The 21498-nt window shown below is 47.7% G+C and carries 18 protein-coding genes; 9 read left to right on the top strand and 9 right to left on the bottom strand.

What is annotated here, in order from left to right; all coding sequences use genetic code 11:
• Positions 1-14 precede the first annotated feature (14 nt).
• Complete coding sequence (locus R3P39_RS06900) at positions 15-1910, top strand: DUF294 nucleotidyltransferase-like domain-containing protein (RefSeq protein WP_336566520.1); 1896 nt, start codon at positions 15-17, stop codon at positions 1908-1910.
• A gap of 36 nt (positions 1911-1946) precedes the next feature.
• The gene (locus R3P39_RS06895; RefSeq protein ID WP_336566519.1) at positions 1947-2648 is read left to right on the top strand and encodes a 3'-5' exonuclease; all 702 of its coding nucleotides are present in this window, start codon (positions 1947-1949) and stop codon (positions 2646-2648) included.
• Positions 2649-2993: 345 nt separating this feature from the next.
• Here R3P39_RS06895 and R3P39_RS06890 read toward each other — a convergent pair whose 3' ends face one another.
• The 9 genes from R3P39_RS06890 to R3P39_RS06850 all read right to left on the bottom strand — a co-directional run bounded on the left by R3P39_RS06890 (position 2994) and on the right by R3P39_RS06850 (position 13450).
• Positions 2994-4574 carry a BCCT family transporter gene (locus tag R3P39_RS06890; RefSeq protein ID WP_336566517.1) on the bottom strand — a complete coding sequence of 527 codons (1581 nt, stop codon included), beginning with the start codon at positions 4572-4574 and terminating at the stop codon, positions 2994-2996.
• A 614-nt stretch (positions 4575-5188) separates the two neighbouring features.
• Positions 5189-5854: a 3-oxoacid CoA-transferase subunit B gene (locus tag R3P39_RS06885; RefSeq protein WP_336566516.1), complete on the bottom strand. Its 666-nt coding sequence runs from the start codon at positions 5852-5854 to the stop codon at positions 5189-5191.
• A gap of 9 nt (positions 5855-5863) precedes the next feature.
• Entirely contained in the window at positions 5864-6562 is a 699-nt protein-coding gene (locus R3P39_RS06880; protein WP_336566515.1) for a CoA transferase subunit A, read from the bottom strand.
• Positions 6563-6589: 27 nt separating this feature from the next.
• A complete protein-coding gene (locus R3P39_RS06875; RefSeq protein ID WP_336566513.1) occupies positions 6590-7498 on the bottom strand; it encodes a hydroxymethylglutaryl-CoA lyase in 909 nt (302 codons plus the stop codon).
• Entirely contained in the window at positions 7498-9441 is a 1944-nt protein-coding gene (locus R3P39_RS06870) for an acetyl/propionyl/methylcrotonyl-CoA carboxylase subunit alpha (RefSeq protein ID WP_336566512.1), read from the bottom strand. Before R3P39_RS06870 ends, R3P39_RS06875 begins: the two co-directional genes overlap by 1 nt.
• A gap of 8 nt (positions 9442-9449) precedes the next feature.
• Positions 9450-10232 carry an enoyl-CoA hydratase-related protein gene (locus R3P39_RS06865; protein WP_336566511.1) on the bottom strand — a complete coding sequence of 261 codons (783 nt, stop codon included), beginning with the start codon at positions 10230-10232 and terminating at the stop codon, positions 9450-9452.
• A gap of 9 nt (positions 10233-10241) precedes the next feature.
• Positions 10242-11849, bottom strand: coding sequence for a carboxyl transferase domain-containing protein (locus tag R3P39_RS06860; protein ID WP_336566510.1), 1608 nt, complete (start codon positions 11847-11849; stop codon positions 10242-10244).
• Positions 11850-11857: 8 nt separating this feature from the next.
• Entirely contained in the window at positions 11858-13033 is a 1176-nt protein-coding gene (locus R3P39_RS06855; RefSeq protein ID WP_336566509.1) for an isovaleryl-CoA dehydrogenase, read from the bottom strand.
• Positions 13034-13057: 24 nt separating this feature from the next.
• Positions 13058-13450 (bottom strand): MerR family transcriptional regulator, encoded by a 393-nt coding sequence (locus tag R3P39_RS06850; protein ID WP_336566508.1) that lies wholly within the window; start codon positions 13448-13450, stop codon positions 13058-13060.
• Positions 13451-13767: 317 nt separating this feature from the next.
• Between R3P39_RS06850 and R3P39_RS06845 the strand changes: the two genes are divergently transcribed.
• From R3P39_RS06845 to R3P39_RS06815, 7 genes are all read left to right on the top strand, one after another.
• Positions 13768-14946, top strand: a complete 1179-nt coding sequence (locus tag R3P39_RS06845) for a thiolase family protein (RefSeq protein ID WP_336566507.1) — start codon at positions 13768-13770, stop codon at positions 14944-14946.
• 105 nt (positions 14947-15051) lie between these two features.
• Complete coding sequence (locus R3P39_RS06840; protein WP_336566506.1) at positions 15052-16542, top strand: CoA-acylating methylmalonate-semialdehyde dehydrogenase; 1491 nt, start codon at positions 15052-15054, stop codon at positions 16540-16542.
• Between the two features lie 122 nt (positions 16543-16664).
• Complete coding sequence (locus tag R3P39_RS06835; RefSeq protein ID WP_336566505.1) at positions 16665-17822, top strand: acyl-CoA dehydrogenase family protein; 1158 nt, start codon at positions 16665-16667, stop codon at positions 17820-17822.
• A gap of 10 nt (positions 17823-17832) precedes the next feature.
• A complete protein-coding gene (locus R3P39_RS06830; RefSeq protein ID WP_336566503.1) occupies positions 17833-18609 on the top strand; it encodes an enoyl-CoA hydratase in 777 nt (258 codons plus the stop codon).
• Positions 18609-19751 carry an enoyl-CoA hydratase/isomerase family protein gene (locus R3P39_RS06825; RefSeq protein WP_336566502.1) on the top strand — a complete coding sequence of 381 codons (1143 nt, stop codon included), beginning with the start codon at positions 18609-18611 and terminating at the stop codon, positions 19749-19751. The genes R3P39_RS06830 and R3P39_RS06825 overlap by 1 nt, the downstream gene beginning before the upstream one ends.
• Before the next feature lie 13 nt (positions 19752-19764).
• A complete protein-coding gene (gene mmsB / locus R3P39_RS06820) occupies positions 19765-20652 on the top strand; it encodes a 3-hydroxyisobutyrate dehydrogenase (RefSeq protein WP_336566501.1) in 888 nt (295 codons plus the stop codon).
• Positions 20653-20654: 2 nt separating this feature from the next.
• Positions 20655-21416 carry an SDR family oxidoreductase gene (locus R3P39_RS06815; RefSeq protein WP_336566500.1) on the top strand — a complete coding sequence of 254 codons (762 nt, stop codon included), beginning with the start codon at positions 20655-20657 and terminating at the stop codon, positions 21414-21416.
• Positions 21417-21498 lie beyond the last annotated feature (82 nt).

Genomic DNA, 21498 nt, shown 5'->3' with positions numbered 1-21498 from the left:
CAGAAAGTTAAATCATGGAAGTTGAACATCAAGAAATCGCCAATTTCTTAGCCGCCTATCCACCGTTTTCTGAATTACCAATCGATGCACTTAATCGCTTGGCTGGCAGCGTTGAGGTGAGCTATTACCGCTCTGGTAGTCAGATTCTAGAATACGGTCAAACCATTACCAACCTACATGTTATCCGCTCTGGTGCCGTGGAGATGTTTCGTCGCTCGGGTGAGTTATATCACCGTATTTCGGCAGGAGGCATTTTTGGCCATCGTGGTTTATTGATGAATCGCCGAGTCCGCTTTGGAGCAAAAACCTTAGAAGACACCTTGGTATACTGTATTCCCGTTGCCATTTTCGATGAGTACTGTGGTGAGTTTGAGTTTTTCGCCGATTACTTTGAAGCGGATGATAATACTCGGTTGAAGATGACGGTGTCGGAGCATGCTGACAGTAACGACATGACCACCGCGAAGGTGAAAAAGCTTATCCTGCGCGATGTTGTGTATGCCGACCGCAATAGCACAGTGCAACAAGCTGCACAGATCATGGCAAAGGAGCAAGTATCTTCGTTATTAATTTTTGATCCCGATAAACCCATTATGGAAGACCCAGAAGAAGACGACGCTCAGGTTGTGGGGTTAATAAGCGACCGAGACCTGCGCTCGAAAGTGGTCGCTGAGGGGCTTCCTTATGATACCCCTGTGGCCGATATCATGACCACGGACATTATGATCGTGGATTCCAACGCGTATGTCTTTGAGGCAATGATGATTATGCTCAGGGACAGTGTACATCATCTGCCTATCGTACATAAACGCAAACCCATTGGTATGTTGGCGCTGTCAGATATCTTGCGTTATGAATCACAAAGTAGCTTATTGTTTGTTCGTGGCTTGATGGAGCAACAAAGCGTAGAAGACCTAGCCAGCTATTCTAAGCACCTAACTGCTATTTTTACTCGCATGGTAAATGAAGACGCCAACTCCCACATGATTGGCTCTGCCATGTCGATTATTGGCAAAACCTTTAAACATAAATTGCTGGAGCTGGCCGAGGCGAAACTGGGTCCGCCACCCATTCCATATTGCTTTATTGCCTTGGGCTCAATGGCCAGAGATGAACAATTAATTGTCACCGATCAAGACAATGCGCTGATCTTAGACGACAGTTATCACCCCAATAAACACGGTGTTTATTTTGAACAACTGGCTAAGTTTGTCTGTGATGGACTCGCAAATTGTGGCTATAAATATTGCGATGGCGGCATTATGGCCAGCAACCCAACGTGGCGCATGACTTACAGCCAGTGGCAAGAGCAGTTTAATGATTGGATAGAAAAGCCCAACCCAGAAGCCTTGTTAAATAGCTCGATTTTCTTTGATCTGGAGGGCGTCTGGGGAGAAATAAAGTGGGCACAAGACTTAACCGCCTTTATTAGTAAAAAAGCACAGAAAACCCCCGGATTTTTAGCGGCCATGGCGCACAACGCGCTTCGCCGCACACCGCCTCTGGGATTTTTTAATGGCTTTGTGTTAGAGCAAGATGGCCAACATAAGCGTTCGATGAATATTAAGAGACGCGGCACTGCGCCACTGAGCGATTTGGTGCGTGTTCATGCACTGGCGGTTGGTTCTCGTAAGCAAAATTCTTTTGAACGCTTAGAAGACATTCAAGAAGCCAACATATTACCGAAAGGCAAAGTGCAAGACCTGCAAGCGGCGCTAGAGTACATTGCTATTATGCGCATTCGTCATCAAGCGTGGCAACTCGAGCAGGGGGAAAAGCCTGATAACAGCCTACCACCTGAAACCTTGTCTGAGTTCGAGCAGCGTAACTTAAAAGAGGCGTTTGGCGTACTTGATAAAGCACAAAGCTTTTTAAAATTCAGATACCAAAACAAGTCAAAGATGAAATAACTGCCATGAGTAACATGGCAAAAAGGTAAACAGTGCATGCAAGGTAATATAGCGTCATGGCAAAGCCGTTTTAAACGTTTAGCAAACACATCAAAAGATAAGCGCCTAAGCGCGTTTTATCAACAAGGTGTGGTTGACCCATTTGGCACCTTAGCCGAAAGCGAATTTGTCGCGCTCGACTTTGAAACCACAGGGCTCGACCCAGAAAAAGATGACATTGTTAGCGTCGGTATTGTGCCGTTTGATTTACGGCGTATTCGTTGCGCCGAAGCCAAACACTGGCTGGTGAAGCCGAGCTGCCCACTTGCCGAAGAGTCGGTGGTATTACATCGCATTACTCATTCGCAAATTGCACAAGCGCCTGATCTAGAACAAGTGTTAGAGGAAATTTTAACCGCTTTAACTGGCAAAGTGATTGTGGTGCATTATCAGTTTATTGAAAAATCTTTCTTTCACGCGGCGTTAATGGCGAGAATAGGAGAGGGGATTGAGTTTCCAGTGATTGATACCATGGTGGTAGAGCAAAAAGCCATTAATAACCATCGCAGTTGGCTTGAGAGGCTGACGAGAAAGCCCATACCCTCACTGCGGCTTGCCGATTGCCGTATTCGATATGGTTTGCCCTATTATCAACCTCACCATGCACTGTCTGATGCCTTAGCAACGGCCGAGCTGTTGCAAGCGCAAGCTCAACATGATTTATCACCCGAGACCATGATAAAAGATATTTGGAGTTAGTTACTCAAAGCAACACTAACTTTAAAACCAATCCGCATTAATACTTGCTCAATTTGAGAGAGTCAATTTGACGCTAACAGCGTTAAAAATTTCTTATTTAGAACAACTAAATAGCAAAATTTTTGCCTTGCCTACACGGATGTAGGTACCTTGGCGGTAGCAGGATGCGAGAGCGGTGTTATCGACGAAATTTACTTGCCTCAAAATCGATCACTTAATTAAGCGAATTGGTATAACTGAGGCCAGTAATAGCAACAAAAAAGGCGAGATTGCATATGCACTCTCGCCTTTTTGCGTTGTAGCAATCCGCAAGGACAGCGGATTGCTAGTATTTATGTGAAGTGATTAATACCCTGTTTTCGGCTCAGTACGTAAGCCTAAGATTAAACTCACGCACATTAGCAGCAATACAAAAGTGAAGGGCAGACCAGTTGAAATAGCCCCAGCTTGCAGTGCCTCGATGGCTTCTTTACCACCAATCCAAAGTAGCGCGGCGGCAATGGCGCCCTCAACACTTGCCCAAAATACACGTTGTGGTACTGGGGCATCAATTTTACCGCCTGCGGTGATGCTATCAATCACCAATGATCCTGAATCTGAGGATGTGATGAAGAACACCAACACCAATACAATGGCTATTACTGACAAGACATTGCTAAGAGGTAAAGCTTCAAACATCTGGAACATCGCCAGTGGTACTTCTGTTAAGCCATCTGTGCCTAATGCTCCAACACCATTTTTAACTTGGTCAATGGCTAAACCACCGTAGATAGACATCCAAATCACGGTTACCGCAGTTGGGATCAGCAGTACGGCAGTGATGAATTCACGGATAGTACGACCCTCAGAAACACGTGCGATGAACATGCCCACGAACGGTGACCAAGAAATCCACCATGCCCAGTAGAATACAGTCCAACCTTGGAACCAGGCTTCATCTTCACGACCATGCGGATTACTCAGTGGAATGATGTTTTCCACGTAAGCCATAATGGTGGTTGGGATGTTACCTAACGCAACGGCAAGACCAACGGCACCAACAAACACTAACAACACGAATGCAATAATCATGTTGGTGTTACTCAGCAATTTAACACCACCGTCAATGCCACGCACAACGGAAATAATAGCCAGTGCCGTGACACCGATAATCACGCCTATTTCCATGCCAAGACCGGCTTCCAGTCCAAACACATGCTCAATACCGGCACCTGCCTGCTGCGCACCTAAACCAAGTGAAGTGGCAAGGCCAAATAAAGTCGCAAGCACGGCAAGAATGTCTATGACGTGGCCAGGCCAACCCCAGGCGCGGTCACCAAGAAGGGGGTAGAAAATAGAGCGAATAGACAGTGGCAAGCCTTTGTTATAAGCAAAAAATGCTAGTGATAAAGCCACTACAGCATAAATTGCCCAAGGGTGCAGTCCCCAATGGTACATGGTTGCACCCATCGCCATTTTCGCGGCTTCAGGCGTGTTTGCAGTGACATTTAAGGGCGTTTCATACCACCCAGTATAGTAAGCCACAGGCTCAGCCACGCCCCAAAACATGAGTCCGATACCCATACCCGCGGCAAATAACATGGCAAGCCAAGACATGGTGGAGTAGCTCGGTTTGGCACTGGCTCCACCGAGGCGAATTTTACCAAATGGTGACACCACCAAAATTAAGCAGAAAATAACAAATAAATTGCCAGACCACATAAATAGCGCGTCAAATGAGCCAATGATATCCCACTTGATGCCATCTAGGGTGGACTTTGCGACTTCAGAGTCAACGAGTAATACGGCGACTAGAAACGCCAAGATCAGACCGGCACTGACGCCAAACACCGGGTTATGTACGTCAAAGCCCCACTTTTGGACGTTATCTTGTCCAACCGTGTAGTCGGTATTGTCGATGCTGTACTTATCGTGGTTATTGCCCATGATATCCTCTTATTTTTTTCATCGTGATACGACACCAAGCAGTTTCACGTTCAACTTTTATATAAAGTTAGCTCGGTAAGCAAGTAGTGAGTAGTTCAGCTATTATTTAGTCAGTGTGGTGGCTTGCCGCCAAGTAAAAGCGGGCTTATCGGTTGCACGCTGACTCTCACACCGTTTGCAGCTACTGAAAGTGAAATATGCCTGGGTAAATCTGGTGTGCATATTTTACTTCTACTACCTTTGTAGCACAGAGATTTAAACGCATGAGTAATAAGATGGGTTTATGTTAGTTACAGCGACAGTACTAATGCCTCGAATACTTGTAATTAAGATAAACCAACCAAACTGCTTCATTACCTACTTGTTGTACAGCTTGATATTCAGTCGATGCAATCTGCAACAACTCTACCTCACTGCCTTTTAATAGTTTAGGGCTTCATACACAAAAGTAAATGGAGACTGAATTTTTTATTTAAAAATCATGATTTTTAGGTTGCCATTTTGGTTGATTGTTAAACAAAAGCAAACTTATAGATGAAAAAAAACCCCTCAAACGAGGGGTTTTGGGTAACTCAGCGCCTTTGGCACTGGGAATGAGGTCGGTACATTGACGCTTACACTGCGTCTAGCTGCATCTCGGGAATGTCTCCGTCAACGATGAGCTTGCCGGCGGTTTTGCTGATTATTTCATCAACACTAACACCAGGGGCGCGCTCTAGCAAATGGAATGCGCCATCTTTTACTTCTAACACGGCTAAGTCAGTGACTATTTTTTTAACACAATTTACCCCTGTAAGCGGCAACGTGCATGACTCTAACAGTTTCGAGTCGCCATGTTTGCTGGCATGGGTCATGGTGACCACGATGTTGCGCGCACCGGCAACTAAATCCATTGCCCCGCCCATGCCTTTGATTAATTTTTTCGGGATCATCCAAGAAGCAATGTTGCCTTGTTGATCCACTTCAAATGCACCTAATACTGTTAAGTCTACATGACCACCACGGATCATGGCAAAACTTTCAGCACTATTAAAAATAGCGGCACCTGTGGCTGCTGTCACGGTTTCTTTACCCGCGTTAATCATATCCGCATCCACTTGATCTGCGCTTGGGTATGGTCCCATGCCGAGTAAACCATTTTCGGATTGCAGCATGACTTCAATGCCTTGCGGAACATAATTAGCCACTAGGGTTGGAATACCAATACCTAAGTTTACGTAATAGCCGTCTTGCAGTTCCTGCGCCACGCGCATTGCAATTTGTTCACGATTTAACGCCATGATTGCCTCCTAGTTGCGCGTAGTAACACGTTCAATGCGCTTTTCAAAGCTGCCTTTGATCACGCGGTTGACATAAATCCCTGGGGTATGAATTTGGCTTGGCTCAAGCTCACCAGGTTCGACAATTTCTTCTACCTCAGCAACGGTGATTTTACCTGCCGTCGCCGCCATTGGGTTAAAGTTCATGGCAGTATGACGGAACACTAGGTTGCCATAGCGATCGGCTTTCCACGCTTTAACAATGGCAAACTCGCCGGTGATAGACTCCTCTAAAATATACGGGCGACCATCGAACTCTTTTACCTCTTTACCCTCAGCCACTGGTGTACCGTACCCTGTGGCAGTATAAAAACCTGGGATACCGGCACCACCGGCACGCATTTTCTCTGCTAAGGTGCCTTGCGGTGTGAGCTCAACATCAATGATGCCATCCAGTAACTGTTGCTCGAATAGGGCATTTTCACCCACATACGAAGCAATAATTTTTTTGATCTGACGGTCTTTAAGTAAGATCCCAAGGCCAAAGTCGTCAACGCCACAGTTGTTGGAAACCACGGTAAGGTCTTTGGTTTGCATTTTTTGTATTTCAGCGATCAAGCCTTCAGGGATACCACATAAGCCAAAGCCACCGGCAATCACGGTATCGCCATCTTTTAGCCCTGCCATTGCCTCATCGTAACTCGATACGACTTTATCGAAACCGGCCATAAGCCCACTCCTAATAATGTTATTGTTTTAAGACTGACAAGTTTGCTTCAGTGCCAAAGACACTTTACTAGTTGGGGTTTTATCCAACGCCTCACAAATTGCCCATCCTGCTTTTGCTAGCCTTTCTAAATCAATTCCACTGTCAATGCCAAGCCCTTGCAGCAAGTAAACCACATCCTCAGTGGCAACATTTCCTGACGCTCCTTTGGCGTAGGGGCAGCCGCCAAGTCCTGCCACAGCACTATCGACTGTGGCAATCCCCATCTCGAGGGCAGTATGAATATTCGCTAAGGCCTGACCATAGGTATCATGAAAATGCACCGCAAGCTTATCCGCTGGGATATGCTGTAGTAGCAAATCTAATAACGCCTTGACTTTATTTGGCGTACCCACACCAATGGTGTCGCCGAGGCTGATTTCATAACATCCCAGTGCCAACAATTGTTTACACACATCTAAAACGGCTTGCGATTGCACTTCTCCTTGATACGGGCAGCCAACTACGCAACTGACATACCCACGTACCTTAATGTTGTTTTTTTGTGCAAGATCAACCACGCCCTGAAAGCGTTCGATGCTTTGTGCAATCGAGCAATTAATGTTTTTTTGCGTAAACGCTTCGCTGGCAGCGGTGAATATGGCAAATTCATCCACCTGATGCGACAGTGCCATATCAGCCCCTTTTAAGTTGGGGGTTAGGGCGCTTATTTCCACGCCCGGTTGACGAATAAAGCCAGCAATAACATCGCCGGAGTCGGCCATTTGTGGCACCCACTTAGGTGATACAAACGCGCCAGCCTCAATATGTTTGAGGCCGGCCGCAGCGAGGGCATTGACTAAATCAACCTTGGCTTGGGTGGCAACACTGACTTCGTTTTGCAAGCCGTCTCGTGCTCCCACCTCAACAATTTTGACCTGCTTTGGGTAGTCCGCCATTACTCGCTCTCCTCAACAATGGCAAGCATATCACCGTGGCTTACCAGTTCACCTTCAGCAAAGCAATAGCTTGTTAAGGTACCATCAAAAGGTGCGTTCAGCGTGTATTCCATTTTCATGGCTTCAATCACTACTACCGCATCGCCTTTGCTCACTGAGCTCCCGACAGTCAGTAGGTGTTTAACCACAGTGCCATTAAGCGGCGCAGATAAAGGCGCGGCATCGTGTTCATGGTCACTGATATAATGCTTGGACTGACGTTCAAATTGCGCTTGGTAAGGGCCGTACATGACCGTTATCTCATTATCCGTGATAACCACATCCGCGGTCATTCGCACGCCATCGATAACGACCTGTAATTGTGAGCCATCAAGCTCGCCATGCAACTCATGAATTTGCTCGTCTAACGCCACTTTCCAGCCTTGTTTGCTGGCATACGCGCTGGCTTTGTGTTCACTCAAAGGAATGTCGACTTTCGCCGTTTGGTTAAGGCGAAAGCCAAGGTTACCCCATACCGAGTTACGCTGAGGTTGGGCATGACTTAAATAAGCGGCACAGGCCAACAGCAACATCTTTTGTTCAGGAACGAAAGAGGCGGTTAAGGTTTCTGTTTGGGTATCGATAAAGTGCGTATCCGGTGCACCGGCTTGGAAGGTAGGGTGACCTGCTAAGTGATGCAAAAACGCAATGTTAGACTTAAGCCCAGCTAGATGCACTTGCTCTAAACTGGCACCGAGCTTCATCAGGGCCTGCTCACGAGAAGCGCTATGGACGATGAGCTTAGCAATCATAGGGTCATAAAAGGGGCTGATTTCATCGCCTTGTTGTACCCCAGTGTCGATGCGAATACCGTGTTGTGCTTTGGGAAAGCTCAAGTGGCTAAGGGTACCAGAAAAGGGCATAAAGTTTTGCTCTGGATCCTCAGCGTAAATACGCGCTTCAAAGCTATGGCCCGTTAGGCTCACTTGTTGCTGCGTCAAAGGAAGTGCTTCACCGGCAGCTACCCGCAGTTGTAACTCCACTAAATCAACGCCGGTGACCATTTCTGTAACAGGGTGTTCTACTTGCAGTCGCGTGTTCATCTCCATAAAGAAAAACTCTTCACCACACAAGAGGAACTCAACCGTGCCGGCTCCACGGTAATCAATGGCTTGAGCACAGCGAACCGCGGCTTCACCCATGGCTTTGCGCAATTCATCGCTTAAACCAGGAGCTGGGGCTTCTTCAATCACTTTTTGGTGACGACGTTGCAAAGAGCAGTCTCTATCACCGAGGTAAATACAGTTACCATGGTTGTCAGCAAATACTTGTACTTCCACGTGACGTGGCGAATCAACAAATCGCTCCAGCAACACTAGGTCATTGCCAAAGCTGGCTGCCGCTTCGCGTTTAGCACCGTTTAATGCCGCCATAAACTCGTGGCTTTCACGCACCACACGCATGCCTTTACCACCGCCACCGTAGGCGGCTTTAATTAACACCGGGTAACCAATCTTGTCGGCTTCGGCTTGTAAGAAGTCATCGTCTTGCTTATCGCCATAATAACCTGGGACCAGTGGCACGTTCGCCGCGTGCATGATCTCTTTAGCGCGCGTTTTAGAGCCCATGGCTTCAATGGAGCTGGCCAATGGACCAATAAAGGCAATACCGGCTTGCTCACAGGCTCTGGCAAAGGTTTCATTCTCTGACAAAAAACCATAACCTGGGTGAATGCAGTCTGCTCCTGCGGCTTTGGCGACGTCGAGAATTTTATCGGCGACCAAATACGAGTCTTTACTTGGTGCCGGACCAATATGGTAGGCTTCATCAGCTGCCTTGACGTGCATGGCATTGCTGTCGGCGTCGGAATAGACGGCAACAGTAGTCAATCCCATTTTTTTTGCTGTGCGCATCACGCGGCAGGCTATTTCACCCCGGTTTGCGATTAGAATTTTAGTTAGCATAGTTACTCCTATTCGCTGGCAGTGTGTTGCCAAGCCGGTGCGCGTTTGTCAAAAAAGGCACTGAGGCCCTCTTGGCCTTCTTCACTAACGCGGATCTGTGCAATGCGCTCAGCGGTATGGGCAATAAGAGGGGCATCGATGTCGTTGCCAGCCACCTCTGAAATAAGCGCTTTGGCACTTTTTACTGCCGCAGGACCATTGTTTAAAATGGTGGCGATAAAATCCGCCTCGGCTTGCTCAAGGTCGTCGCTGAGTTCATGAACCAAGCCCAGCGCTTGTGCTTTTTCGCCATCGAATACTTCTGCGGTTAAGAAGTAACGACGCGCTTGGCGCTCACCAATGGCTTTAATAACATAGGGACTGATCACCGCCGGGATAAGGCCTAGCTTAACTTCACTCAAGCAAAACTTAGCACTTGGCTGTGCAATGGCAATATCGCAACAGGCAATAAGGCCTAATGCGCCGCCAAACGCTGCACCTTGAACAAGACACAAGGTTGGGTGAGGGCACTCAGCCAATACTTGCATTAGTTTTGCAAGTTCCATGGAATCGGCGACGTTTTCATCATAGTCGTTAGCGGCCATGGATTTCATCCAAGCCAGATCGGCGCCAGCTGAAAAGTGCTTACCTTGGGTTTTTAATACTAATGCCCGGACATCCAAGGTGCCGGCATACTCAATGTTTTTAATTAACTCAGCAATCACCTCAGCGTTGAAGGCGTTGTGTTTTTCTGGGCGACTTAGCTCTAAAATCGCCACTTTGGTTTTTGTTATGGTTAAAGTGACTGGCATAAGTGCTCCTTACATTCTAAAGACGCCAAACTTAGACTCTTGCTCGGGGGCATTACTGGCGGCCTCGAGTGCAAGTCCAAGTACGGTACGGGTGTCAGCGGGGTCGATTACGCCGTCATCCCACAGCCGTGCACTGGCATAGTAGGGGTGGCCTTGTTTCTCATATTGTTCGACAATGGGCTTTTTAAATTCAGCCACTTCGGCGTCGCTCATGCTTTGACCTTTACGGGCTAAGCCATCTTGGCGCACTTGCGTTAATACCCCGGCGGCTTGCTCGCCACCCATCACTGAGATCCGCGCATTAGGCCACATCCACATCATAGTGGGCTCGTAAGCACGGCCACACATGCCGTAGTTACCAGCGCCATAAGAGCCGCCAATCAAGACAGTAAATTTGGGAACATCGGCACAAGAAACCGCGGTCACCATTTTCGCGCCGTGCTTGGCGATGCCTTCGGCTTCATACTTTTGGCCTACCATAAAGCCAGTGATGTTTTGTAAAAACAGCAGTGGAATATTACGCTGTGCACACAACTGGATGAAGTGAGCGCCTTTTTGTGCCGACTCAGAGAATAAGATGCCGTTGTTGGCAACAATACCCACTGGGTGACCGTAAATTTCGGCAAAGCCAGTGACTAAGGTCTCGCCAAAGTAACGTTTAAACTCATCAAACTGCGAATCATCAACAATTCGAGCAATGACTTCACGGACATCAAATGGCTTTTTCAGATCGGTGCCAACAATGCCATAGATTTCATTGATGTCGTAACGTGGTGCCGGAGCGTCTTTTAAAATGGGTCGAGTAGGGCGTTGATGATTTAATCGTGACACGCATTGTCTGGCAATCGACAGGGCATGCTCGTCGTTTTCGGCATAGTGATCGGCAACACCTGAGACCTTACAGTGAACGTCTGCACCACCGAGATCTTCTGCTGATACTTCTTCCCCAGTAGCCGCTTTAACAAGCGGTGGACCAGCTAAGAAAATAGTGCCTTGCTCTTTAACGATGATACTCTCATCGGCCATTGCTGGCACATAGGCGCCACCGGCAGTACATAAGCCCATCACCACTGCTATTTGGGGGATCCCTTTGGCAGACATACGCGCTTGGTTGTAAAAAATTCGCCCAAAATGCAATTTATCGGGGAACACTTCGTCTTGCTCAGGCAGGTTAGCACCACCGGAGTCGACCAAATAAATACAAGGAAGGTGGCAGCGCTCGGCAATTTCTTGGGCGCGGAGATGTTTTTTCACTGTCAGTGGAAAATAAGTACCGCCTTTGACGGTGGCATCGTTGCCGACAATCATGCATTCCACCCCTTGAACGCGACCAATACCAGCGACCACACCGGCACAAGGGATATCCTGCTCGTATACGCCATAAGCAGCAAACTGGCCTATTTCAAGAAAAGGAGACCCCTCATCAAGGAGAGTTTCAATGCGGTCACGAACAAACAACTTGCCGCGACCTTGATGCCGTGCAATTAAGGCTTCTCCGCCCCCTTGGCTAAGGTGGGCGACCTTGTCTTTTAAATCAGCCACCAGCGCTGACATGGCATCGCTGTTGGCTTTAAATTGCGGGTCTTGAGGATTAACCGCAGAATTGAGTACCGTCATATAAACTCCTAGCGGCTTTCGTTAAACAGCTCACGACCAATTAACATACGGCGAATTTCAGAGGTGCCGGCACCAATTTCATATAACTTGGCATCGCGTAGCAAACGTCCTGTTGGATACTCGTTGATGTAACCGTTGCCGCCGAGCAGTTGGATGGCATCTAACGCCAGTTTTGTCGCCAACTCGGCAGAATAAAGGATGGCGCCAGCTGCATCTTTACGAGTGGTTTCACCGCGGTCACAAGCTTTGGCTACGGTATACACGTACGAACGCGCTGCGTTCATTTGCGTATACATGTCCGCTACTTTGCCTTGCACCAGCTGGAACTCACCAATAGACTGATTAAACTGCTTACGTTCATGGATGTATGGAACTACCACGTCCATGCAAGCTTGCATAATGCCAAGTGGTCCGCCAGCCAGTACCACGCGCTCATAGTCTAAGCCACTCATCAAGACTTTTACGCCTTCATTGACTTCACCTAAAATATTTTCGGCGGGCACTTCACAATTTTCGAACACCAATTCACACGTGTTTGAGCCACGCATGCCTAGCTTGTCTAGCTTCTGTGCAGTGGAAAAACCTGGGAAATCTTTTTCTACGATAAAAGCGGTGATCCCACGTGGGCCTGCAGCAGTGTCCGTTTTCGCATAAATAACCAAAACATCGGCGTCAGGACCATTGGTGATCCACATTTTGTTGCCGTTTAAGATGTACTTATCGCCTTGCTTCTCAGCTTTCAGTTTCATTGATACGACATCTGAACCAGCATTCGGCTCGCTCATGGCAAGGGCACCAATGTGTTCACCACTGATCAATTTAGGCAGATATTTTTCTTTTTGCGCTTGGTTACCGTTGCGGTTAATTTGATTAACACACAGGTTTGAATGAGCGCCATAGCTTAGGCCAATAGAGGCACTGGCACGGCTGACTTCCTCCATGGCAATAACGTGCTCAAGGTAACCCATATTCGAGCCACCAAACTCTTCCGGTACTGTAATACCTAGCAGACCCATGTCACCAAACTTTGGCCACATGTGATTAGGGAAAGCATTTTCTTCATCGGTCTTTTCCGCCAGAGGGGCAATTTCGCTGCTGGCAAAGCTGTTTACATGGTCGCGGATCATATCCGCTGTTTCACCTAAACCAAAATTGAGTTCTTTATATAGAGATACTGTGCTCATCGGTAGTCATCCTGTTGTGAGAGTTTATTGTTCGAGCTCGTTAAGGGTGTCGCGACAACGACGTTCAGCCGTGACCAACTCCATTAAAACGACTTTAATGTCATCCATTTGCTGGCTAAGGTCGGCTTTTTTCTCTTCGATCAGTTGCAACATGGTTTTCAACTGTTTCTCGCTCGACTTGTCGGCGTCATAAAGCTCAAATAAGCGGCCAGTTTCGGCAAGTGTAAAGCCCAGACGTTTGCCCCGCAGGATCAGTTTTAAGCGCACTTTATCTCGCTTGGAATAGATCCGGGTTTGACCTTGGCGTCTAGGTGAAAGTAGCCCTTGGTCTTCGTAAAAACGAATACTGCGAGTCGTAATATCAAACTCTTTAGCTAACTCGCTGATTGAATAGGTTGGTTCGTTAGGTTCTTGCATTTTCTATTTACACTTACAACGTCACTGATTAGACCAATATAAGTGAAGTTTACGTAAAGGTAAAGGGGTGAGGGCAGATCCTGCTTTAGTCTTATATAGAATTGCGAAAATTGCCTACAAATGCCGTAATGATTCTCTGCAAGCCTTAATTTATAAGGAGTGGAAAGTAAACTGTGTAACTCAGCTTTACACTTGAGTTGATCTCACAATGGTTGATTTTAGATTTACGTTGGCGTAAACGTAAATATTATGTATGCTCAACCTAAGAGTTAAATTTTCACAAGCCAATAGTGTGGCTTGTAAACAGGAGTTTTGCAATGAGTAACGAAGCTGTAGTCATCGTCGCGGCAAAAAGAACGCCTATGGGTGGCTTCATGGGAAGCTTGTCTGGTGCGGCTGCCACTGATTTAGGCGCCACGGCGATTAAGGCGGTAATGAACGACACTGGTTTAAGTGACGCCAGTATTGAAGAAGTGATCATGGGCTGTGTTTTGCCTGCCGGTCTAGGTCAGGCGCCAGCCCGTCAAGCCATGTTACACGCAGGTTTGGCTCGCTCAACCGGCGCTACTACCATTAATAAGGTGTGTGGCTCAGGCCTGAAAGCGGCCATGTTTGCCCATGACCTAATCAAGTCTGGCAGCATTCGCTCTGCGATTGCCGGCGGCATGGAAAGCATGACCAACTCACCGTATTTTATTCCTAAAGCGCGCGGCGGCATGCGCATGGGCCACGGTGAGATTAAAGATCACATGATGGCAGATGGCCTTGAAGATGCTTACGATAACAAAGCCATGGGGTGTTTTGCTCAAGATACAGCCGATCAGTATGGTATCACTCGTGAAAACATGGATGAGTTTGCCCTGGGCTCGCTAAGTAAAGCTAATGCCGCGATTGAAAACGGCAGCTTTAACAGCGAAATCACCTCTCACGTTATGCAAACTCGTAAAGGTGACGTGGAAGTAAGCATCGATGAGCAGCCTGGCAATGCCCGCCCAGATAAAATTCCATCTTTGCGCCCAGCCTTTAAAAAAGACGGCACAATTACGGCGGCGAATTCCTCCTCGATTTCGGATGGCGCGGCTGCACTTATCTTAATGAGTGAGTCTGAGGCCAAACAACATGGTTTAACACCGCTGTGTAAGATTGTTGGTCACGCCACCCATTCACAAGCCCCTGCGGAATTTACCGTGGCGCCAGTGGGTGCGATGAACAAGCTGTTAGACAAGGCGGGCTGGAGCGCGGCTGACGTTGACCTATGGGAAATCAATGAAGCATTTGCCATGGTTACTATGCTGGCGATTAACGAAATGAAACTCGACAGCAATAAAGTCAATGTTAATGGTGGTGCCTGTGCACTTGGCCATCCGATTGGCGCAAGTGGTGCGCGCATTCTAGTGACGCTTATCCATGCATTGAAAAACCGTGGCTTATCCAAAGGGGTGGCTTCACTTTGCATCGGTGGCGGCGAAGCCGTTGCTATGGCAGTGGAAGTGTAAGCTGGCACAACAGTTACGATTATATTCGTTCAAGGCGCGCTGCGCTTTCCATAACACTAATCAATTTCGCAGCGCATACATTCGCATTACGGGGAGGAGTGCTTTATGCACCAAGTACCTTTATACATCAACGGTGAATTCTCACAATCTCAGTCTGACAAATGGTTAGACGTTGTAAATCCAGCTAACCAAGAAGTGTTAGCAAAAGTACCTTGCGCCACAGAAGCAGAGGTTCAGAGCGCGATTGATTCAGCTCAAGAAGCATTTAAAACCTGGCGCAATGTGCCGGTTACCGAGCGTGCACGGATCATGATGCGCTACGCGGCATTGCTAAAAGAACATCAAGAAGAAATTGCCACTATCATTTGTCATGAACTAGGCAAAACCTTTGAAGACGCGAAAGGCGATGTTTGGCGTGGTATTGAAGTGGTAGAGCAGGCATGTAATGCGCCATCAATGATGATGGGGGAAACGGTTGAAAACGTGGCTCGCAATATTGATACTTATTCTTATACCCAGCCACTAGGGGTGTGTGCCGGTATTACACCGTTTAACTTCCCTGCCATGATCCCACTTTGGATGTTCCCAATGGCCATTGTTTGTGGCAACACCTTTGTGTTGAAACCTTCAGAACAAGATCCACTGACGCCAATGCGCTTAGTTGAGCTGTTTGAAGAAGCTGGGGCACCGAAAGGTGTGTTACAAGTGGTACATGGTGGTAAAGAGCAAGTCGATCAGATCTTAGAAGCGCCTGAAATCCGTGCCATTTCCTTCGTTGGCTCATGTGGCGTCGGTCAATATATCTATTCTAAAGGCACCCAAAACTTAAAACGTGTGCAGGCGTGTGTTGGCGCGAAAAACCACATGGTGGTGATGCCGGATGCCAAAAAAGAGCAAGTTATTAATAACTTAGTTGGCTCTTCTGTGGGCGCTGGCGGTCAGCGTTGTATGGGTATTTCTGTGGCTGTGTTTGTTGGTCAGTCGCAGCAGTGGGTTGAGGAGCTCAAAGAGGCCATGGCTAAGGTTCGCCCTGGCGTTTGGGACGATCCCGAAGCGGCATACGGCCCACAAACCACACCACAAGCGAAGGCACGCATTCTTTCGCTGATTGACAGTGGCAAACAACAAGGCGCAACCTGCTTGTTAGACGGCTCTGAATTTACCTTAGAGGGCTATGAAAAAGGCAACTGGGTAGGGCCAACGTTGTTCTCTAATGTCACCACTGACATGGACATCTACAAAGAAGAGATCTTTGGACCAGTATTGTGTTGTGTGTTTGTCGACAGCTTAGATGAAGCCATTGAGCTGATAAACAACAACCCATACGGCAACGGTACTTCGCTGTTTACCGCCAGCGGTGGTGCAGCGCGTAAGTTTCAACGCGAAATCGAAGTGGGCCAAGTGGGGATTAATATTCCAATTCCGGTGCCATTGCCGTTTTTCTCCTTCACGGGTTGGAAAAACTCGTTTTATGGCGATCAACACACTTACGGCAAACAAGGTGTGCGTTTCTACACTGAAACTAAAACCATCACCTCGCGATGGTTTGACGACGAAGCCGTGAGCGGTCCAAACATGAGTATTAACCTCAGATAACACCATGTTCTAGCGTGCTTTGCAGGGAAAGCACGCTCTTTTTTAGAAGTACACACAATCCGTGTGATGATAAGAATTACCGACGCACAATCAGGGTGTCATGACAGCAAGAGAGGTCTAGCGTGGACTTTAATCTAAATGAAGATCAACAAGCATTCGCCGATATGGCATACCAATTCGCAATGAGTGAGCTTGCGCCACATGCGGCGAAATGGGATCAAGAGCATATTTTTCCTAAGGATGTAATTAAAAAGGCCGGTGAACTGGGCTTTTGTGGTTTATACACCCCTGAAGAAGCCGGTGGCTTAGGGTTATCGCGGCTAGATTCCAGCATTATTTTTGAACAACTTTCAATGGGCTGCACCGCAACTACCGCGATGTTAACCATTCATAATATGGCCACTTGGATGATCGCCAGCTTTGCCACCGAGCAAACCAAAGCCAGCTACATGGAACAACTGGTCACCGGTGAGTTATTAGCGTCTTATTGCCTAACTGAGCCAGGCTCTGGCTCCGATGCCGCGTCGCTGAAAACCAAAGCGGTAAAAGAAGGCGATGAGTACGTGTTAAACGGCTCAAAAATGTTTATCTCTGGTGCCGGTGAAACCGATGTCTTAGTGGTGATGGCAAGAACCGGAGAAGCCGGTCCAAAAGGGATCTCAGCCTTTGTTGTACCGGCAGACACTCAAGGCGTGATTTATGGTAAAGCAGAAGAAAAAATGGGCTGGAATGCCCAGCCAACACGCTTAGTTACGTTTGAAAATGTCCGTATTCCAGCGAGCAACTTATTAGGTCAAGAAGGTGAAGGGTTCAAATTTGCCATGCAGGGCTTAGACGGTGGTCGTATCAACATCGCAACCTGTTCAATTGGCACGGCGCAGCAGGCATTAAACACGGCTAAAGACTACATGCAGGAGCGCTCGCAATTTGGCAAGCCCTTGACTGCCTTCCAAGCGCTGCAGTTTAAAATTGCCGATATGAACACCGAGTTGGTGGCCGCACGCCAGATGGTCCGTTTAGCGGCATTCAAACTCGACAGCAACGACGCCGAAAAAACCACTTATTGCGCTATGGCTAAGCGCTTTGCCACCGATGCTGGCACTAAGATTTGTGACGATGCCTTACAAATTCATGGTGGTTACGGCTATATCAAAGAGTACCCGCTTGAGCGCCACCTTCGTGACGTGCGTGTCCATCAAATTCTTGAGGGCACCAACGAAATCATGCGTGTCATTATTGCACGCCGGATCTTAGCTGAAGGCGCAGCAAGCGTTTTATAAGGAGAGCATTATGACTGCACAATTAAAACTTGAAAAACAAGGTCACGTTGCGGTTGTGACCATGTCAAACCCACCGGCTAATACTTGGACAAAAGACACCTTGGTGGGGTTAAAAGAATTAGTACTTGAGCTCAATGCCGACAAAAATATTTATGCCTTGGTGCTTACCGGTGAAGGCGAAAAGTTCTTTTCTGCAGGCGCCGACTTAAATGTCTTCGCGGATGGTGACAAAGGCGTTGCCGCTGATATGTCACGAGTGTTTGGTGAAGCGTTTGAAACCCTTAGTGATTTCAGAGGCGTGTCTATTGCAGCCATTAATGGTTTTGCCATGGGCGGTGGCTTAGAAGTGGCCTTAGCCTGCGATATTCGCATTGCTGAATCACAAGCGCAAATGGCACTACCGGAAGCCAAAGTCGGATTATTACCTTGTGCCGGTGGCACCCAAAACCTGTCTTGGTTAGTGGGCGAGGGCTGGGCAAAGCGCATGATCCTGTGTGGCGAACGCTTGAAAGCCGAAAAAGCTCAGCAAATTGGTTTAGTAGAAGAAGTGGTGGAACAAGGTCAAGCACTCGAAGCGGCTTTGACGCTGGCTAAGAAAGTGGAAGATCAAAGCCCAGTTGCCGTCACGGCGTGTAAAGCGCTTATTCAAAAAGGCCGCAGTGGCAGCATTAACAGTGCATTACCACTGGAGCGTGAACTATTCGTGACGCTGTTTGACACCCAAGATCAAAAAGAGGGTGTGAATGCCTTTTTAGAAAAACGCAAAGCAAACTGGGTGAATGGCTAATGGTAGAAATACAGCAACTGAATCAACCAGATGCGCCAGTCATTTTTGAGCTGGCCAAGTGCCATAATGGCATGAACATTGGCATTGCCACGTTAAATGCGCCTAAGGCACTGAACGCACTGAACCTCGATATGATCCGCCTGTTAACGCCTCAGCTAGAAGCTTGGGCGCAAGATGAGCAGGTCGTCATGGTGTTGCTGAAAGGTGCAGGGGAAAAAGCGTTTTGCGCTGGTGGCGACGTGGTGAGCTTATATCGCGAAATGGCCACGGAACAAGACAACACTCTCGTGGAAACCTTCTTCAGTGAAGAGTACCGTCTTGATTACCAAATTCACAATTATGAAAAACCCATCTTATTGTGGGGCAGCGGTATTATTATGGGAGGCGGCCTTGGCTTAACCGCAGGCGCCAGTCATAAAGTGGTGACCGAAACGTCGCGCATTGCCATGCCAGAAATCACCATCGGCTTGTATCCCGATGTCGGTGGCAGTTATTTCCTTAACAAAATGCCGCCTGGGGTTGGCTTATTCCTTGGTCTTACTGCGGCTAACATTAATGCCACCGATGCCAAGCTGGTGGGTTTAGGCGACCACTTTATGGACGCTGAGAAGCTCGAGGTGTTAGTGCAAAACCTAGTCGAAGTGAATTGGGAACAAACCAATGTGCTTAACCACGAAAAGCTAACCTTACTGTTGGATTCATTAGAAGACGCGTCCCATGAAGTGATGCCAGACAGCCAGATTGAACCTTTGCTGGATACTTTCAAGACGCTTGATGACATTAGCGAGTTAGAAAAGCAAGTAGCGTTTATTCTCGACCTTGATAGCAGTGACAACAAATGGCTCAGCAAAGCGCAAGCGGCATTAAAGCATGGCTCTCCAATGAGTGCGGCCATCGTCAAAGCGCAATTAACGCGTAGCAAAGGTAAGAGCTTGAAAGCGTGTTTTATGCAAGAGTTGGGGATGTCTGTTAGAGCCGGTGAGTTTGGTGAGTTTCAAGAGGGCGTACGAGCGCTATTAATCGATAAAGATGGCCAGCCTAACTGGCAGTTTAAATCCGTCAGCGAAGTCAGTGAGGAAGCGTTAGAAAGCTTTTTTGCGCCGCGCTGGAGCGACGATAACCATCCGTTAGCGGATCTGTAAGGAGCAAAAAATCATGGCTAAGATTGGATTTATTGGTTTAGGTAACATGGGCGGTCCCATGGCTAGCAACCTAATCAAAGCAGGTCACGACGTATGTGTATTTGATTTAAGTGCTGAAGCCGTATCGGCCTTAGAGTCACAAGGTGCGTCTAAAGCCACTGTGGTCAGTGATGTCTGTCGCGAAGCGGATTACGTTATCAGTATGCTGCCAGCAGGCAAGCACGTTCGTGCCGTTTATACCGGCGACGATGGCTTGATTAACTATCTGGCAAAAAATACTCAGGTTATTGACTGTTCAACCATTGATGCTGAATCTGCGCAATTTGTTGGCAATACGCTTGCCGAGGCGGGGATTGCTTTTGTTGATGCGCCTGTGTCTGGTGGCGTTGCAGGGGCCGCTGCAGGCACACTCACCTTTATTGTTGGTGGTGCTAAGGCTGACTTTGAGCGTGCTCAAGTGGTATTGGCAGGCATGGGGAAAAATATTTTCCACGCCGGCGATATTGGCGCCGGTCAAGTTGCCAAGATCTGCAACAACATGCTGTTGTCTATTTTAATGGCAGGCACCAGTGAAGCATTGCAAATGGGAATTGATCACGGTCTAGACCCCAAAGTGCTCAGTGAAATCATGCTCAATAGCTCAGGTCGCAACTGGACGCTAGAGTTGTATAACCCATGTCCTGATGTGCTGGAGAATGCGCCTTCTTCTAACGGTTATAAACCGGGCTTTATGCTGGACTTAATGGCAAAGGATCTGGGCCTGGCAATGCAATCGGCACAGCAAACCAATTCGGCAACGCCGATGGGGGCACTGGCCAAAAATCTGTATAACTTGATGCAAAATCAAGGTAAAGGCAGCGAAGATTTCAGTTCTATATTTAAGCTTTATTCAGAGAAGTAGTTATGGATATTAAAAACAAAACCGTGGTAATCACCGGTGGCGCTCAAGGCTTAGGCTTTGCTATGGCCACATCAATGGCGCAGCAAGGGGCAAACCTAGCGCTTATTGATATGCAGCAGGAGTTATTAAGTGATGCGCAAGCCGAGCTGTCAAAGCTGGGTGTCGAGGTGAAAACCTATGCCGCCAATGTGGCTGTGGAAGCCGAGGTGGAAAAAGTATTTAATGACATCGTCGGTGATTTTGATGGTTTCAGCGTGCTGATCAATAACGCCGGGATCCTCCGTGATGGCCTGCTGTTAAAAGCAAAAGAAGGTCAAATCGTCGATAAAATGTCGCTTTCGCAATTTCAATCGGTTATAGATGTCAACCTAACAGGCGTGTTTTTGTGTGGTCGCGAAGCAGCAGTTAAAATGGTTGAAGCCGGCGAAGGTGGGGTGATCATTAATATGTCGAGTGTCGCGCGCGCTGGCAACATGGGTCAAACCAATTACTCTGCGGCAAAATCTGGTGTCGTGGCCATGACCACCAGTTGGGCCAAAGAGCTTGGTCGTTATGGTATTCGTGTTGGTGCCATAGCGCCTGGGGTGATCCGTACTAAGATGACCGACGCGATGAAACCTGAAGCCAAAGAACGCTTAGTGAAAATGAAGCCTGTAGGGCGTCTTGGTGAGGCGGAAGAAATTGCGCATACCGCAAAGTACATTATTGAAAACGATTTCTTTACTGGCCGTGTCGTTGAAATTGATGGCGGCATTCGCTTGTAACGAAAAATAGGCTTGGTGTTACGTTAAGTAGTCCAAGTTCCTACTTGAGTGTGTGAAGCGGCAATAAACATTGCCGCTTTTT

Source organism: Pseudoalteromonas sp. UG3-2 (assembly GCF_037120705.1).
Lineage (GTDB): Bacteria > Pseudomonadota > Gammaproteobacteria > Enterobacterales > Alteromonadaceae > Pseudoalteromonas.
This window is presented reverse-complemented; position numbering and strand designations above follow the sequence as displayed.